Origin of the sequence: Armatimonas sp. (assembly GCF_031410135.1) — a bacterium.
Lineage (GTDB): Bacteria > Armatimonadota > Armatimonadia > Armatimonadales > Armatimonadaceae > Armatimonas.
Genome location: NZ_JANNYP010000405.1, coordinates 1 through 16,578, shown reverse-complemented (window position 1 = coordinate 16,578; position 16,578 = coordinate 1). Strand labels below are relative to the sequence as shown.

The 16,578-nt window shown below is 60.5% G+C and carries 14 protein-coding genes; all 14 read right to left on the bottom strand.

Features of this window, described 5'->3' with window-relative positions; translation table 11 throughout:
• Complete coding sequence (locus RMO15_RS14655; protein WP_309714100.1) at nt 1–870, bottom strand: sugar phosphate isomerase/epimerase family protein; 870 nt, start codon at nt 868–870, stop codon at nt 1–3.
• Nucleotides 867–1,886 carry a Gfo/Idh/MocA family oxidoreductase gene (locus tag RMO15_RS14650; protein WP_309714098.1) on the bottom strand — a complete coding sequence of 340 codons (1,020 nt, stop codon included), beginning with the start codon at nt 1,884–1,886 and terminating at the stop codon, nt 867–869. The genes RMO15_RS14655 and RMO15_RS14650 overlap by 4 nt, the downstream gene beginning before the upstream one ends.
• The gene (locus RMO15_RS14645) at nt 1,883–3,154 is read right to left on the bottom strand and encodes a right-handed parallel beta-helix repeat-containing protein (RefSeq protein WP_309714096.1); all 1,272 of its coding nucleotides are present in this window, start codon (nt 3,152–3,154) and stop codon (nt 1,883–1,885) included. The genes RMO15_RS14650 and RMO15_RS14645 overlap by 4 nt, the downstream gene beginning before the upstream one ends.
• 92 nt (nt 3,155–3,246) lie before the next feature.
• A complete protein-coding gene (locus RMO15_RS14640; protein WP_309714093.1) occupies nt 3,247–5,148 on the bottom strand; it encodes a DUF6785 family protein in 1,902 nt (633 codons plus the stop codon).
• Nucleotides 5,149–5,153: 5 nt separating this feature from the next.
• On the bottom strand, nt 5,154–6,065 hold the full coding sequence (locus tag RMO15_RS14635; RefSeq protein ID WP_309714091.1) for an AraC family transcriptional regulator: 912 nt from the start codon (nt 6,063–6,065) through the stop codon (nt 5,154–5,156).
• A 2-nt stretch (nt 6,066–6,067) separates the two neighbouring features.
• Entirely contained in the window at nt 6,068–6,523 is a 456-nt protein-coding gene (locus tag RMO15_RS14630) for a Rieske (2Fe-2S) protein (protein ID WP_309714089.1), read from the bottom strand.
• A complete protein-coding gene (locus RMO15_RS14625; protein WP_309714088.1) occupies nt 6,520–7,593 on the bottom strand; it encodes an amidohydrolase family protein in 1,074 nt (357 codons plus the stop codon). The genes RMO15_RS14630 and RMO15_RS14625 overlap by 4 nt, the downstream gene beginning before the upstream one ends.
• Before the next feature lie 83 nt (nt 7,594–7,676).
• Entirely contained in the window at nt 7,677–8,702 is a 1,026-nt protein-coding gene (locus RMO15_RS14620) for a dihydrodipicolinate synthase family protein (RefSeq protein ID WP_309714086.1), read from the bottom strand.
• 14 nt (nt 8,703–8,716) lie between these two features.
• Complete coding sequence (locus RMO15_RS14615) at nt 8,717–8,980, bottom strand: hypothetical protein (RefSeq protein ID WP_309714084.1); 264 nt, start codon at nt 8,978–8,980, stop codon at nt 8,717–8,719.
• Nucleotides 8,981–9,088: 108 nt separating this feature from the next.
• A complete protein-coding gene (locus tag RMO15_RS14610; protein ID WP_309714082.1) occupies nt 9,089–11,728 on the bottom strand; it encodes a tetratricopeptide repeat protein in 2,640 nt (879 codons plus the stop codon).
• Complete coding sequence (locus RMO15_RS14605; protein WP_309714080.1) at nt 11,725–13,620, bottom strand: sulfatase-like hydrolase/transferase; 1,896 nt, start codon at nt 13,618–13,620, stop codon at nt 11,725–11,727. Before RMO15_RS14605 ends, RMO15_RS14610 begins: the two co-directional genes overlap by 4 nt.
• A 269-nt stretch (nt 13,621–13,889) precedes the next feature.
• Nucleotides 13,890–14,501, bottom strand: coding sequence for a hypothetical protein (locus RMO15_RS14600; protein WP_309714077.1), 612 nt, complete (start codon nt 14,499–14,501; stop codon nt 13,890–13,892).
• A gap of 183 nt (nt 14,502–14,684) precedes the next feature.
• Nucleotides 14,685–16,100 (bottom strand): PQQ-binding-like beta-propeller repeat protein, encoded by a 1,416-nt coding sequence (locus RMO15_RS14595; RefSeq protein WP_309714074.1) that lies wholly within the window; start codon nt 16,098–16,100, stop codon nt 14,685–14,687.
• Between the two features lie 28 nt (nt 16,101–16,128).
• On the bottom strand, nt 16,129–16,578 hold a 450-nt coding region (locus tag RMO15_RS14590; protein ID WP_309714071.1), incomplete at its 5' end, for a GrpB family protein.

Below are 16,578 nucleotides of genomic sequence, written 5' to 3'. Positions count from 1 at the left end.
TCACGACTCCAGCAGCCCCCGAAGGTAGGGAATCTCGATGGCGTAGAACTCCAGAAGTGCGGCGGGGGGGACGTGTGGCTCTAGCGTGACAAAGCCGCTGTAGCCGTCTTTTTTCAGCCTTCGCACAATGGCCTCGATAGGAAACGCGGCCTCGGGCAGCGGCACGTAGCCGATGTGATCCCGATCCGAGTCGCGCATGACGCTACCTTTGTGCACGCCCGTCTGGCGGGCATCGTAGCGACAGCCGCCTTTGAGGTGCACGTAACGAATGTGCGGCTGAATCTCCTCGTAGGCCGCCGGGTAGGGCTCGACATACGAGTGGTAGTAGTTACACGGGTCGTACTGGGTTCCAAAGCCGGGCGAGGCGATTTCGTCGGCGATCTTACGGACACTGGCGGGCGGGCCGGACTCGTCGTGGGCCTCGTTCTCCAGCGTGATCACCACGCCACGCTCGGCGGCGTAGGCAGCGGCGGGGCGCATGGCTTGCCCAAAGAGCTTGAGGGGAATTCCGGTAGAGTAGCAGTTCACGAGTTTGCTTCCCAGAGCCACGGCGGCATCTACCGCACCGCGAAGTGCTTCGGTGAAGGCACTCGCGCCGCCGCTGGCAAAGCAAACCGGCGCGGCCCAGAAGCCTAGGGTCACGCAGGCCACCGAGAAACCGCGTGATTGCAGGAGCGCCGCAGTGGCCTCCAGGTCGCGCCCTTCCCAGCGCTCGGCCTCCTCGGGCGAGCTGAGCGTGATGCCCGGTTTTGGCCCCACATTGGCGGGCCAGAGCTCGATAGCATCCACCCCAAAGCCCGTAAGAACATCCAGTACCTCCGGCAGAGAGTACGTGCGGGCAAGCTGCTGCCCATTGACGGCGAGTTTCATAGGGTTACCTCACCCCCTGCTTTGAGCGCGTCCAGCAAGAGCGCATCCGCAAGGGTTTCTTCGGGAGTTGGGGAGAACGGGGTGTTCTGGAGTAGTGCCTGAGTGAAGTGCGCAAACTCACGCTGATAGTTCGTGAAGTGCGGGCGCGTCTCCGAGACATCGGTGATGAGCTCAAAGGGCTGCTTGCCGGTGCAGACTAAGTGCCCCGTGGGGCGCTGCGAGAAGCACTTCGAGAGATCGAGCTGGCCCTCGGTGCCGTAGAACAGAATCCGGCACTCGGCGTGCGAGAACGTCGCGGCGAAGGCTCCGGGGATGCCCTTGGCGGTCTGGAACCACGCGACCGTTGTATCGCGGTTGGGCAGTCCCTCAGGAGCGACCGTGTCGCAGGAAAGTGCGCCCACTTTTGCGATCCTATCGCCCAGGAGCTCTCGCAGCCCGAACGCCAGGTAGATACCAATATCAAGCAGGGGGCCACCGCCATCGGGGTCGGTCCAGCGCCAGCCACCGGGTGCGCCGGGCGGGTACGGGCCAAGCGCGGGGTACGAAAAATTCGCATAGACAAAGGTCACTTGACCGATTGCCCCTGCGGCCAGAAGCTCGGCAGCCTTCTGATAGGTGTCCCCAAAGCGTGACATGTAGGCCGTCATCAGCGCGACATTGTTCTCGCTCGCGGCCTGTACCATGGCGCGAGTCTCGGCGGCACTTCGGCCCAGTGGCTTTTCGCAGAGAATCGCTTTCTTGGCAGCGGCGGCGGCGAGCACGGCTTCGGAGTGCATCCCCGTTGGCAGGGCAATATAGACCGCGTCTATGTCGGGGTCGGCGAGCAAGTCGTGGTAGTCCGCGTACTCTTTGACAGGCAGTTCCCCCGTGATCCCACGCGCCAGAGCACGGCGCTCGGCGAGGGGATCGGCGAGGGCGACGAGCAGGGCATCAGGGACGGCGAGCAAGGCGGGGAGGGATTTATCGAGGGCGATCTGGCCGCAGCCAATGATCCCCCAGTGGAGCTTGTTTTTCATAGTTGGAAAGGTCCGATATCAGGGCGCTTGGTGTTGCGTCGCTTGCCCAAGAAGTCCGTGGGAGTGTCGGAAAAGGCGGTACCTGCCCCACGGAGCGGGCTGTCTTTGGCGGCAGTAAATGTGCGCTTGCCCGAGGCCCAGCCGGTGAGCGTGAGCTTGGGCACGGCAAGGAGATTCTTCCCCGGTGCGCGTGCGAACTTTGGAGTGCTCCCATCCGCAACCGCGTAGAGATTAAAGTCGTAGACCACGCTGCCCTCGTTCTTGTAGTCGCTATTGACCGGTTTGCCCGCAGGGGCGATTAAGACATTGTTGAGAATGCGAACCTGGTTGGATGAGTTGGCGAAGATCTGGCCGTCGTGGAGCTCCGGGTGGCGGTTGTTGCCCTCGGCCCAGTTGTGCACGATATCCACGCCGGTCGAACGAAAGACATGGATTCCCGAGCCGCCATTGTCAAAGACGATATTATTTGCCACCAGGGTCTTGCCGCCGTAGGGCTTGCCCGCCCCGCCGCCAAAGCCCTGCGTGTTGCGGTAGTCATCCAGAATAATCCCATTGCCATCGGTCACTTTGCGCTTGCTGGGGTTGTCTTTGTTGGAGTAGTAGAACGGGATATGGTTGTAGTTGCCAAACGAGACATTGCCCCGAATGATGATCTTGTAGCCCGTCGCGCCATCCAAGTCGACCGGCTGGTAGACCGAGATACCGCTATTGGCATACGGTGCCCAGAAGCCACAGCCTGCGACCGTGTTGTTCTCCAGTGTGAGCCAGTCGCAGTGCATCGCATTAAGACCGCCGCCGGGGAAGTCGCGAATATCGCAGCCACGCACGGTGATATGCGCCGGGAACGCCTTGCGCGCCTTGTCGTCGGTGATGTTGAGGCCATTGCCACAGGTGCGCGGGTTGCCGAGGTTGTTGCTCTCTTTTTGCGCCTCCTCCAGCGTGATCTCCCGCGCGATGCCCCGTAGCTGCAAGTTTTGGATCACCAGCTGCGACGCGCCCTGGACTTTAATCGCCTGCCACGCCCCCAGGCTCCGGAAGAGCGGCCGATGCCCCGGCACGGGCGCGAACGTGATCGGCTTCCCCGGTGCGCCGGAGCGGGTGAGTACCAAGACTCCCTGCCCCGTTTTGATAGCATACTCGCCCGTGGCAAAGAGCACGGTATCGCCCGGATTCGCCCGGTCGGCGGCAAGCTGTGGCGTGCGAAGTGCCCGCCCAAGACTCGTCCCATCGTTGGTGTCACTGCCCTGAGGGCTCACATAGATCGTCATAGAAACCTCTTCTGACTTAACGTTAAATCAATAATGAGAAAGTATAGCATAAATTTCGTTATCCGCCCACTGAAGGGGGCGGCTCAGGTGCCTTACTGCGGCAGGATGGCATAGCCGACTCCAGTGAGCGCCCCGAGCACGATCCAGATAACCGCGTTGAGCACATCGCCGAGGATCAAGCCCAGAAAGAACGGGAGTGCGGCGCGGTAGACTCCCAGCCCGCCGAGGCGCAGGATGATGATTTTTGCCAGCCAGCCCAGCAGCACCGAGAACCAGAGCATCCAGCCGGAGTACACCGACGCGCCGATAAAGCCAATCGGATGGAGCCCAAAGCCGACACGGGCACGGAGCAAGAGCAGGCTAAAAACTCCCGTGAAGCCGCCGAGGATATGGAGCGCATTAGAGGGTACGAGCGGCAGCGGCGTGGTGGCGAGGCTCCCGGCGAGATTCAGCGGACGGAGCGGCCCCGTACGGTAGGTCCAGGCATTGGCCAGCGAGTTCGCCCCCCCGTGGTGGTAGGGTAGCCAGAGTGACGCGACCAGCGAGACACCCACACTCAGCAGGACCGCCGCCAGCATCGCCTTAAAGAGCGCTCGTACCGGAAAGCCCCCCGCCTCGGCGAGCTTGGCCCCGGTCAGCACTTCGGCCAGCAAAAGCTCGCGGGTATCGCGGTAGAAGATGCACTCGGCGCGCTGCACCATGTACCACGCGCCTGGTGTCGCGCCTTGGGTTCCCAGCACGCCCCCCACCGAGTCAATGGTCATCCCCGACGGAATCGTAAAGAGCGTCCCCGCCTGCGTCACCAGCCACGAAATCGTCACGAGTGAGAGCGTGATGGTCAGGAGGCTCACGGCGATCAAGTACGGCGGCACGGTGGCGACATAGAGCCAGAGCCCCATCCCAAGATAGCCCAGCCCCAGTCCGAGGAGGGTGGCACGGGGGCTGAGCAGCTCGCTCGGATCGTCTCTAGTGGCCCGCCAGAAGCTCGCCAGGTGCCGCCGCGCCATCCAGAGTGTCCAGCACAGCAGGGCAACTGCGCCGCCAAAACCCTGCAAGGCCGAGAACTGCCGCTCCGCGGGGCTTCCGAGTGAGCCGGGTGCGTACCAGTTGTTAAGGGTCGCCAGCAGAATCTCCGCTTTATGAAAGAGAAAGAAAAACCAGAGCGAGAACGCCACTTCGGTGGCTAGTAAGTAGGTCAGCCCGATCACCAGCGGATAGACATTCACCGGCAGGTTGCCCAGCTGGTTCCACGGCGGCGTGGTTAAAATCCCCTCTAGAGAAAACGTCAGGGGAACCGTCGGCACGGTCGGGTAGAGCTGGTGCAGGCCATTGAGCGAGTGCAGCACGCTCGTGACTCCCAGTCCCAGCCAGAGTGGGCGCGAGTGTAAGAAGCTTGGTGGGCTCTCCGTCAGAAGCAAGGGCAAGCTCACCAGCGGAAAGACAAACTTCTCGTTCTCGATCCACTGGCGGCGCAGCAGGCTCGCAAGACAGAACGTGACGGTGAAGAAACACATGCCAAACGCGCCCCACGCAAGCAAGGGCTGCCACCAAGCCTCCCAGGGAATGTGCTCCGCACCGCGCGGGTAGCCCACATAAAACGCATCGGCGGCGGCCTTGTCGGTGAGGCGAAACGCGGGCGGCAGGCTTCCCCAGACACGGGCTTCCAGGTTATTGGTGCTATTGGAAAGATACTGCGGCGCGGCGAGGTGCGGCAAGAGAAAGCGCATCAGCCCTGAGGAGGGAATCCCCGAGGCCACGAGAATGAGGATCCAGACGGTCAAGAGCTCCGGGCGGGTAAAGACAAAACGCACGGCAAAGCGTCGCAGGAGCGCATTGACCGGGACAGCGAGCAGAAAGAGCACAAAGAGCGCCCCGACCGGGAACTGGTTGCCCGCCAGCGTGGTCGCGCCGATCTTGTTGTCGTTGTAGGGGGTGATGGCGCAGAGGAGCGCCCCAGCAAGTAGCCCCAGCGCCACCGCACGCCGTGTCAGCACGGAGGCTACCCGATCTCCCGCGCCAGACGCTTACGGTAGGCCGACGGTGTTAGCCCCAGCTCGTCGCGGAAGATACGGCTGAAGAGCGTGGGCGACGAAAACCCGGTCTGTGTCGCGATCTGGCTGAGGTTGTACTCCGAGGTCGCAAGCAGATGCCGGGCACGCTCGATCCGTAGGCGGCGGAGGTAGGCAAAGACCGTCGTTCCCGTGGTCTGCTTAAAGCGCCGCGCCAGATGTTCTTCACTGACCCCAACCGCATTCGCAAGCTCGATGAGGCGCAGAGGCTCGGCGAGGCGCTCGCGCAGGAGCACTTTGGTCTGGGAGACCAGAAACGCACGGGGAGCTGACTCCGTGGAAGGCTCGCTCTTGCCACGCACGAGACGGGCAAAGAGCACCGTCAGGCTCGCACAGAGTGCATGCAAGCGCTGGCGTGCATCTGGCTCCGTACGGGAGAGCTCATCGGTGAGCTGGAGCAGGGTCTCCTGGAGTGGCTGCGCCTCGCGGGCAGGGAAGTAGCGTAGCTCCTGTAGGGCACTCTCGGCCAGCGCGGTAAGTGTTATAGGGTTCTCATCGCCAGTCATTGCCCGGTGCGTCAGAGAGAGCATCGGGAGGAGCGCGGGATCGTAGGCGAGGCGGATGACATGCAGGCGACTCTCTCGCTCTGGCGTACTGCTGATATAGCGCTGCTCACAGCGGTGCGGGAGTGCCAGGCAGTCGCCGGGCTTCAAGACCACATCGCTTCCTGGCCCCGTGTGCCCCAAGACCCGGTGCCGACACTCGCCCCCCAGAACCAGCAAGAGCTTGCGCGACGTGTTGCGTACCAGATGACAGCCCCCCGCGGGGACAATCACCACCTGCTCCTGCACCAGCCAGAACGGCGGCCCCAGCTCCTCAAAGCTATGCAGTGCGTAGCCCACGGTTAGAGTAAGACCACCAAGTCACCGTCGCTGTTCACTTCACAGACATAGGTAGCCACGCGGCTTTTTTCGTCGTAGAGACCCTTGCCCGTGACAATATCGAACTCCCAGCCGTGCCAGGGGCAGCGCAGAACCCGGTCTTGCAGATCGGGGCGGTAGGTAAAGACGGGAGAAGGGCGGTGCGTGCCGTGCACCGAGCCCAAGCAGAGCGGTGCGCCGTAGTGCGGGCAGACATTCTTGAGCGCAAAGAACTCCCCATTGATATTGAAAACCCCAAGACTCACCCCCGTCTCCGGGTCGGTGACCACGCGCTTCTGGCCGGGGGCAAGCTCGCTCGCAGCACAGACTACCAAGCGCCCCCGCTCGCGTGCCTTGGGCGGCTTCGCTTCGTCAATGATCCGAAACGCCGTGTCGAGCGCCTCATTCTCGCTACCAAAACCATTGGGATAGTCGCTCATAAAATCACCTCCCCTGCCTCTTTCTCTTGCCGTGTTGGGAGCCCGTAGAGCTCGGCGGCGTTGTCGTAGAAGATGCGCTTCAGAAGCTCGGGCGAGAGAGTGCGTGGAAATGCTCGTTGCGGGTCGTCGAAGTCCCAGTGAGGAAAATCGCTGGCAAAGCAGACCGTACGCTCGGCTTGGATCATCGCAAAGACCTGCGCTAAGTGCTCGGGGTTATCGGGTTCTTCCAAAGGCTGCGTGGTAAGCCGCACGTGGTCTAAAATATACTCGGATGGTCGCTTCTTGAGCCACGGGGTCGTGCTGCGAAGCGCCTTGAAGTTCTTGTCCAGCCGCCAGAGTGTGTGCACCAACCAGGCGATGCCGCCCTCAACCAGCACGATGCGCAGGCCCGGAAACGCCGCAAAGACACCCTCGCAGGTCATGCTGATCACGTGCGCTTGGTAGGTCAGCGGAATCCCCGAGTGCCACTCAAAGTAGCTTGATGGCCTACCAATGGGCGTGGACGAGCGCAGGCTCCCCTCGCGGCCCGGGTGCATCGCAAATGGCAGGCCCAGCTCCTCACAAGCGGCAAAGATCGGGAAGTAGCGCCGGTGGCCGTAGAGATCCACGCTCTCGCCACTGACGATGACTTGTTTCATCTGAGGGTGCTTGCCGTACTGATGGATCAGCTCCACAGCACGCGCGGGATCACTTGTATTGACACAGACCGAGCCTAGGTAGCGCGGGTCCACCGAGAGCCACTCCGCGATTTGCCACTCGTTCCACGCTTGGGCCAGCGCGGAGCCCATGTCGATGTTATGCGTCAGGCTCACGCCTAGCCCCGGCGGCTGCAAGACCCCGTAGGAAATCCCATACGCATCAAAGTGGTCACGCACCACTTGCTTCGGATCGTTGCAGCTCGCATCGCGGCGGTCCACGCCAAACGGGTTCGCATAGCCCTGCCCCGGCCCGGCAGCCATGCCCTGCTTAAGCGCCTCGCGAAAGGCCACAGGAACGTAGGGGTCCAGCGGGCGCTCTTTCGACGCACTCGGGTGGACATCGCAGTCAATGATCAGGTTCGTACCAGCCATGGCTCAGTATGACCATTTTTTGACACACTCGCAAGAGGCATAGTTGATACTTCTCAACTCTGGTTGATCTAGGCAACTATCCGTCAAGAACCGCGGGACGAAGCGAGGTAGCCCTTCTCTGCGAGAAGTCCGTGCGCCCGCAGGAGCGCGACACCGTCGGTAATAAAGGCTTGAGGCAGGCGGGCACCGCTGTAGAGCAGAGGCGGCTCGATAGCCAGAGCATCGTCCCCGTAGGCGCGGCAGTGGTCGAGGACTTTGTTGGCATTGGCGAAAGCGTTGCCGTGAGGAAACTCCGCGACCAAGACGAAGGCGGCACTGACCACGGTCTCTAGTTTCTGGGAGAGCGCCTCGGCGGCGGCTCGCTCACCGCTGTCGAGGAGCTGGAGCATTTTAGAGAGCTCGGGGGCGAAGACATTGGCGGTACTCAAAAGAAAGCCATCGTAGGGGCCGCCATTGGTACGGGGCCAGGGCGCATAGCCGCCTTTTTCCGCGCCACGCACCAGAAAGACCCCGCCGAAGTCAAGACCACTCTGTGCCACACGATCCTCGCCGCTGGTATCCTTGAAGAGGATGACATTGGCAAACTCGGTGACGAGCGCGGCGACGGTCTCCGGCGCGAGCTCGTTTTGCGTGACTTGGGGAAGCTGGTAGAGCGCGGTCGGCCAGCCACGAGTTAGCACCTGCGCGAGGCCATCAAAGAGAGCTTGCTGACTTAGATCGCTGCCCTTGGGGGGGCAGATCGTGACTCCGACCACGGCGGGATGCGTGCGGAGCGGCTCCAACCCATCAAGGCAGGCGAGCACTTCGTCGGTGGAGGTCTTGAGCATGCCGATCAGCACACGAATACCTGCCATCGCCGCGGCGTCCAAGATGATCTCAAGGAGAGCGTGGATATCGCGATCCGTCATCTCCCAGCCCTCGCCGGTGGAGCCGGGGACGAGGATGCCTTTCACATGAGGCGCAAGCGTGGCCAGATGCGCCTTGATGCGCTTCGGGTCGGCCGTGTGCGCGGCCTGAAAGTGCGTGAGGGTCGGGCACCAGAGGTGTGGAATGCCGCCGGGAAAGAGTTCGGTCTGGAGCATACGGCGGTGAGTCTTGATGTCGTTCATATCCTATCCAGTAATCACGTCAGGTGCCGAAACTCGGCGTAGGAGATCGAACCACGAGAGCCACGGTGGTACATGGTGTGCCCACGCGCCTTCTGGGGGTCGGCGGACTCAGCCACCACATTCCGGCTCAGGTTCGCCACATCCGCCCGGTAGTTACCTTCCGCAAGATGCGAAAAGTGGAGCGGCTTGTCGAGAGTGAGGGTTGCCCCACTAACTCCGAGCAGTGTCCGCTCCTCGGTTTGGGTGCTGTAAGAATCAGCCGGTCGCCCGGTTTCCAACCCGTAACAGGCTCAGATAGCGCCACGATCGTGTCACCCATTTTTGCGGGCATCCCAAGCTTGAGCGCAGGTTACCAGGGCAACAAACAACAAGAGTAACGTTTTCATTTATGTCTCGTTCTCGCTCACTTGCTTCAGCGCAAGCTCAATAACCTGCTCCCCTGTTAGTGCGCGCCCCTCCTCCCACGCAGAATCGAAAGCATCCACACCAGCCGCCGCACGCGCAGTAGCGACCTGCCGTCGCTGGCGCGTTTTTTCCCAGGGGAGGAGGGGCACCGTGACTTCTTCCCGTAGGCGCTGTGCACTCCCCCAGAGACGAGCCGAGTCTAGGGGAGATGATCTCAGAACTGCCTGTCCTTCGAGCATGATGGCGATGCCCACCCTGTCACCTAGCTCTGTGTAGAGTTGCAGCCCCTCTCGGTTGAGCACGCGTGCCGTAGCCTCATCTCCTAGGTCGCAGACAATATTGGCAAGCCCGCTGAGTGCCTCCGCGATCCCTCGCTGGTTTCCCAGTTGACGCCGGATCGCGAGGCCCTCTTCATAGAGCTCTCGCGCTGCCGCTAAGTCCCCCTGTTCCCGAGCCACCAGTGCAAGACTCAGGAGCGAGTAGGCGATACCCTGTACATCACCGAGTTGCCGCTTGATGGTCAAGCTTTCCTGGTTAAGCTCTCGTGCTGCCGCTAAGTCCCCCTGGCAGCAAGTAATAATCCCCAGATCATTAAGAGCAGAGGCAACACCCCATAGATCGCCCTCCGCTCGCTTAAGGGTCAGGCTCTCGTTATGAAATGTCCACGCCGACACGTAATCACCCTGACCAAAAGCGAGCGCTCCTGCCCCGTTGAGTGCCTTTGCCCGTGCGGCGGGGAGACTCCCAACACCTGCTGCCAGCACGTGTGCTAGTCGCTGACGTCCTTCGGAGAAGTAGCCCCGAATCATCCAGAACCACCAGATCGCCCCAGCCACACGCAGCCCCGACTCCGCGCCATGCTCCGTCTCTGCACTCCAGTCGAGCGCCGCACGCAGGTTATCGTGCTCGAACTCCAGTTGATCCAGCCAGAGGTGCTGGTCGGCAGCCCACAGCCGTGACTCCTCTTTTTCCACCAGGGTTAGGTAGTAGGCTAGGTGCTGATCTCGAAAAGCCTCTCGGTCACCACTCGCACTTAGCCTGTCCCCGGCGTACTGGCGAATGGTCTCTAAAAGACGATAGTGCGCCTCCCCTTTGGGCGCTTCATAAACGACGAGGGATTTATCGCAGAGCGCCGTTAGCAGATCAAGTACCTCCCAGAGCTCAATCTCGGTGCCAACACAAATGCTCTCCACTGCCTCAAGTGTACAGCCTCCTACAAAGAGGGAAAGGCGGCAAAGAAGAGTCTTTTGGTTCGTCTCTAAGAGGTCGTAGCTCCAGTCAATCAGCGCACGAATCGTCTGCTGACGCGGAAGTGATGTACGCGAGCCCCCAGTTAGGATGTGGAAACGATCTGCCAGGCGGGCAGCCAGCTGCTCCACCGGCATCGAGCGCACCCGCGCCGCCGCCAGCTCGATCGCCAAGGGGATTCCATCAAGACGATGACAGATAGATGCCACAGCGGGTGCGTTTGTATTGGTGACAGCGAAGCTGGGCAGATAAAACTGCGCCCGCTCGATAAAAAGCCGCACGGCTTCATAGTGCGAGAGCGACTCCGGAGTCTGGGCCTGCCTCGGGTCAGGAAGCGAGAGCGAGGGAACACGGTAGGTCAGCTCACCGGAGATCCCCAGCCCCTCACGACTCGTCGCCAGAACCAGTACCTGAGGGCACTGGCGGATTAGACTATTAGTAAGTGTGGCACAGGCATCGAGTAGATGCTCGCAGTTGTCCAGCACGAGCAGTAAGTGCTTGTTCCGAAGGTACTCGGCCAGCGTTAGTATAATCGGCTTGCCCAGCTCTTCCTTCAGACCAAGCACACCCGCTACGCTCAAGCCCAAAAGTCTGGGATCGGTCAGCGGGGCCAGCTCCACCAGCCAGACGCCTGCTCCATCGCCGTCGAGCAGATCCGCCGCCACTTGGAGGGCAAGGCGCGTCTTGCCACAGCCCCCCGAGCCGGTCAAGGTGAGCAGGCGTGTTTTCTGCAGCAGGCTCTTCACCTCGGTAAGCTGCACCTCTCGTCCGACGAAGCTGGTTACCTGCTGGGGCAGGTTGTGCCGCAGTTCCGGGTTGTCCAGTGAGCGAAGCGGGAGAAACTCGCGGGGCAGGTCCGGATGACAGAGCTGGAAAACACTCTCAGGGCGGCCCAGATCCTTGAGTCGATGCTCACCCAGAGATTCCAGAGTGCAGGCAAGAGGAAGAAAATCGCGCACTAGCTCATAAGCACTCTGGGAGAGCAGACACTGTCCCCCGTAGGCGATCGAGAGCAGCCGTGCGACACGGTTAAGGGGTGGGCCGAAGTAATCGTCGTCGCGGCTCTCGACGCCCCCCGTGTGCAATGCCATGCGCACTTTGATGGGGGTTTCCTGCGGCCAAGGCTCTGCCAAAAGCATGAGCTGAACACTCAGGGTAGCCGTCAGTGCGTCCGTTGCCGTGGTGAAAGCGGCACAGAACGCATCGCCAATGGTCTTGAAGACGTAGCCGTTTGCCGCACCAATCGCTTGGCGAAGCAGCGCGTCGTGGCGGGCAAGGGCAGCTTGCATCTGTGCGGGATGGGCTTCCCAGAGCTTGGTACTGCCCTCAACATCCGTGAATAGCAAGGTGACCGTGCCTGCGGGACGGCTCATGGTGATTGCGTGCTCACTTTCAGCGCCTTGATCGTCCCGACAAAGCGGGGCTGGCCCTCGTAAGCGGGATCTACCGGATTGTCGCTGTCGAATCCCACGCAAAAGGGCTCCTGAGGCTGGCGGCTCAGCGGGCCGGAAAGCTTTTTAGTCGCGACCCGCTGCCCGTTGACTTGCAGGCTCAGTGTGCCATCGGCGGCGATGCGTGCTTCGAGGGTGGCGTTCTCAGGCAGCGGCTCGGGCGAGGTGAGGTAAACCAGCTCCCCACCCGAGGGGTGGACGGCAAAGACCGCGCGGCCCTCTTTGAGGTAGAGGGCGTAGCCGGTGGCGATCCCTCCATGGGCGACCAGCACGCCGCTCTGAGACTTGCCTTCCAGCGTGCAGGAGATGGTCAGCGGGCGGTTCACAATCTGCGGAGCTTGTGCGCCGCTGAGCGTATCGCCGATCTTGAGCGATTCGAGTGTCGCAGGCTTGCTCTTGGCGGGGGCGCTTTCTTCCAGAGGGTAAAGCGTCACGGGGTTCTTGACCTCGCCCGCCGGACGCACGCCAGGCTTTCCCTGGCCCAGCTCCGCGCTCATTGCGACGGCAAGGGCTTTTAATCGGCTCACCACGTCGGGGTGCGCGGCGGCAACATCGGTGCGCTCCCCGATCTCAATGTCGAGGTTGTAGAGGCGGGGGCTCTCCAGTGAGGCCGGAATAGCCGCGCTGCTCTTGCCCATTCCCTCATTCTGCGGCGCAATGGCCAGCTTCCAGGGGCCGGAGCGGACGGCCTGGAGGTTGTAGCCGTTGAAGTAGTAGCGGGCCTCGTGCGGCGACTGCTTTGTCTTCCCCAGCAGCAGGGGCGCGATGTCCTTGCCGTCTATTTTTCGATCTGCGGGGACACTGCCTCCGGCGAGCTTGACAAAGGTCGGCAGAAAGTCTATTGTCCCCGCCACGGCATCACACGCGCTTCCGGGGGCGATCTTTCCAGGCCACGCGGCAATCGTGGGCTCGCGGACGCCGCCTTCCCAGGTGCTGCCCTTGCCGCCGCGCAGGGGGCCTGCCTCGCCGCTGTCCTTGCCTTGAGTGAGCCACGGGCCATTGTCGCTCGTAAAGATCACAAGAGTGTTTTTATCAAGCTTGAGCTTGGCCAGCGTCTCCCGCACCCGCCCGACACTCCAGTCCACCTCCTCCACCCAGTCTCCGACACGCCCGTTGGCAGACTTGCCTTGAAACTTTGCGCCGGGGTGAATCGGTGTGTGGATCGCGGTGTGGGGGAAGTAGAGAAAGAAGGGCTTTTTTTGATTGTCCGTGATGAACTTCACGGCCTCGTCGGTGTAGCGCTCCGTGAGGCGGCTCTGCTCCTCGCCGGTCAGCAGCTCGATGACTTTATCGTCGCGCAGGAGCGGCACGACGGGCTGCGTGCCGCCCTTGGCTTTCTTGACCATGTCGTTGGAGTAGGGAAAGCCAAAGTAGTGGTCGAAGCCATGGCGCGTGGGCAGGAACTCTGGCTGGTCCCCGAGGTGCCACTTGCCGATGCACATCGTGGCGTAGCCCTGGTCTTTTAGCAGCTCCGCCACCGTGTGCTCGTCTTTGTTAATGCCGTTTTTCTCGCCAGGGAAAAAGACCCCTGGAATCGAGACCCGCGCCCCGTAGCAGCCCATGAGCACCTGCGCCCGCGAGACGGAGCAGACCGGCGCGGCATAAAACGACGTCAGCTTCATGCCGTCGCGGGCCATCTTGTCGAGGTTCGGGGTGCGGTTCTTGGTCGAGCCAAACGGCCCGATATCACCGTAGCCCATGTCGTCTATGAAGATCAGGACGATATTGGGTTTCTGTGCTTGCCCCCTAGCCCCCACCGGGCGGGGGAATACGATGAGGATGAGGCTCAGCAGAATAATAAAATAGTTTTTCAAAACGTACTCTCTCGGGTTGTGATGGGGCACCAGTGGGTGGTGTGGGACAGGACGCAGTAGCCCTGCACCAGGAAGTCTCGCATCGCTGCATTGTCAAAGAGAAATGCCTCCAAACCCATCTGCCCCACTCCTTCGCGCGTTACAGTTGAACGCTTGCCGAATGATAGCAGATTCTACGAACAACAACCAAGTACGTTAGACTTCAACTTTTACTATTTGTTTGGCTAACTTCCGAAGAGTTTTGGCCAGGCTTGCGCCTCCCGAAACCCCTACTGAAAGTCACCCCGTGCCTTTAGTACACCATTCTGCTTCAGAAGAAAGAGTTCTGGCACATAATTTCCATATATCGCAATAGCCTTGCGACCACTGATGCGATAGTACGGTTTAGGAAACATATGTCCTGCATCCTTCTTCTTGAGTCCAGAAATATCAACCTCAACTGGTTCCACAAAGTCAATTATCTCTGGCTTTATTGCTGTATTCTTATTATACTCGTGTCCATAATCATACATGTCATACGGAGCAGCCCAAAGTCCGTTTTTTGTCCTATACAGCGGACTGTACTGATATTTTGCATGAATATACTTACCACTATAAAGCTCAACATATAGGAGAACATGATTGTATTTTGAGAACGACACAGATCCCATATGGTCGTACACTGTAAAATCGATTTCATTTCCGTCATAGATTCCTCGATAAGGCTTGAGCACACGGTACCTCGCCAAGAATTGTTGGTCAAATGGAACCTTGCCGACCTTAGGAGGAACAGCGGTAACACTTATCTTTTCACCGACGAATACAAAGTACTTGCTGTTCGCCGCTCCTGGCGAGTATTGCGAAACTGCGAGCAGAGCCAGAGATATTAGGAAATGACACATTACTTGCTCCTGTAAAAGCTAACGTTTAAGCTTTGCGGCGCAAGCGCCGCAAAGCCCGGGTACCCTCGGGGTGCGGGCTACCGAGTTGGTTCCCCAGCCCGGCACGGGCTTTGCAGCCAAAGGCTATTGTAGACGCCGGTTTCCAACCGGCGGCACAGCGATTCGTGAAAAAGGCTCATAACATCAGGTTTTCTTGCGGATGGAGTAGAGCTTGCTCTCGGTGCGGATCAGCAGGCGCTCTCCGACGAGAGCGGGGGTGGCTTGTGCCATCTCGCCGAGAGAGTTGGTGTGGAGCACCTTGAAGGTCTCGCCTGCGCTGACCACGAACGTGTCGCCCTCCTCGCTCAGGCAGAAGATCTTGCCATTGTAGGCCCACGGCGATGTCGTGAAGTTGCCCGCCGTGCCGAGGCGTTCTTTGTAGGTCTGCTTGCCCGTCTTGGCATCGAAGCGGCTGAGAATTCCGGTCTCACTGAGGGAGTAGACCCCGCCCCCAAAGGCCAGAGACGACGGGAGATACGTCCCGCCGCGTGCCTGCCGCCAGGCGACAAACTCACTCGTGTCCTGGCTTTTGGGTAGCGAGATGTCGCCCATTGCACCGGGACGCACAGCAAAGAGCGGGCAGCCGCGTCCACCGTTGATATAGAGTAGGCCATCGTAGGCAAAGGGCATCGGGATGGGGGCGGGAGACATCCCTGACAGACGCCATAGCTCTTTGCCACTGAGGTCGTAGCTCACTGCGATTTCGGGGCCGACGGTTACCAGCTCGGTGCGGAGGGCGTGTTTCCAGACAAACGGGGTCGCCCAGCCGGAGTGCATCTGCTTGGGGCCTAGATCCCGGTCGGTGCGCCAGACCTGCTTGCCGGTCTTGGTGTCAAAGGCGGCGAGATACTGCTGCTTCTGGTTATCGCTGAGAATGATAAGCTGGTTGCCCACCAAGACCGGCGAGCCGCCCGTGCCAAACTCCAAGTAGATCGGGTTGACTTCGAGCTTCTTGGTCCACGCCAGCTTCCCGGTCAAGTCGTAGGCCCACACCCCCAGATTGGCGACATAGATATAGACAAACTTGCCGTCCGTGACCGGCGTCTCCGAGGTGAAGCTGTTCTTGCGGTGCCGTCCGCCCGGCGGATGGCCCGCGTAGAACTCTTTCTTCCAGCTTACTTTTCCGCTCTTGAGGTCGAGACAGTAAAGAAAGTAGTGCAGGTTCACCTCGTTGGGCAGCTCAAAGTCCCGCTCATTGACCTTCTTCATGATCTCCGCCTCGCTGAGCCCCTGCTTCACCAGCTCGGCCACATACTCATTGCTGTACTCGGTGCCGACTTGGGGCGCTTTGGACTTACCATCGGTGGTTGCCGTCGTCACAAAGACCTTCTCGCCCACGACAATCGCCGACGACCACCCGCGCCCTGGAATGGTCTGCGCCCACTCAACATTCTGCGTCTTGCTCCAGCGATCCGCCAGCCGCGTATTGGCACTCACGGGGTTGGCATCCGGCCCCCGAAACTGCGGCCAGACCAAGGTCTGCGCGTGAGCCGAAGAGTTCAAGAGCAGCCCCGCGAGGGCTGTGAGAGAGACAAGTGTCGGTTTCAAAAGAGTGCTCATTTCTGTATATCGCCAAAAGTTAGCCATGTTATACATCATCTAGTACGCGTTGGACGAATGCGCGTAGTACGCGTTGGACGAATACGCGACACTCGGTTTCCTTTATCCATGCGTACGTCTTGCGATCTCCGTCTACTCGCGCGGCGATGTCTTGCTTGATCTTCTCGTACTCCTGTCGCCAATCGGTGCGTGCGCGGAGGGCATCCCGAAACGCGATATGGCGACGAAGCTCCTCGCTCTGGGCGGGGCAAACATAGAGATGGTGTGGCATCCATTGCCGCTGGGATGAGACATGGGGCACCGTGCTGTCCAATCGCTTGAATACCTCGCGCTGAGGAATCCCCTGATCGCCCTGGTGCACATAGCCAAGCGTCTGAAGACCAGCAATGACCTGGGGAAGCACATCCTCATCTTGAATCACTAGGTCAATATCGAGAATTGGCTTCGCTTCCAGGTGCGGCACTGCCGTGCTTCCGAT

Coding starts and splice junctions, on each gene's coding strand:
- RMO15_RS14625 (WP_309714088.1), bottom strand. CDS start 7,593: ATGGCTGGTACGAACCTGATCATTGACTGCGATGTCCACCCGAGTGCG.
- RMO15_RS14650 (WP_309714098.1), bottom strand. CDS start 1,886: ATGAAAAACAAGCTCCACTGGGGGATCATTGGCTGCGGCCAGATCGCC.
- RMO15_RS14600 (WP_309714077.1), bottom strand. CDS start 14,501: ATGTGTCATTTCCTAATATCTCTGGCTCTGCTCGCAGTTTCGCAATAC.
- RMO15_RS14655 (WP_309714100.1), bottom strand. CDS start 870: ATGAAACTCGCCGTCAATGGGCAGCAGCTTGCCCGCACGTACTCTCTG.
- RMO15_RS14595 (WP_309714074.1), bottom strand. CDS start 16,100: ATGAGCACTCTTTTGAAACCGACACTTGTCTCTCTCACAGCCCTCGCG.
- RMO15_RS14610 (WP_309714082.1), bottom strand. CDS start 11,728: ATGAGCCGTCCCGCAGGCACGGTCACCTTGCTATTCACGGATGTTGAG.
- RMO15_RS14645 (WP_309714096.1), bottom strand. CDS start 3,154: ATGACGATCTATGTGAGCCCTCAGGGCAGTGACACCAACGATGGGACG.
- RMO15_RS14620 (WP_309714086.1), bottom strand. CDS start 8,702: ATGAACGACATCAAGACTCACCGCCGTATGCTCCAGACCGAACTCTTT.
- RMO15_RS14630 (WP_309714089.1), bottom strand. CDS start 6,523: ATGAGCGACTATCCCAATGGTTTTGGTAGCGAGAATGAGGCGCTCGAC.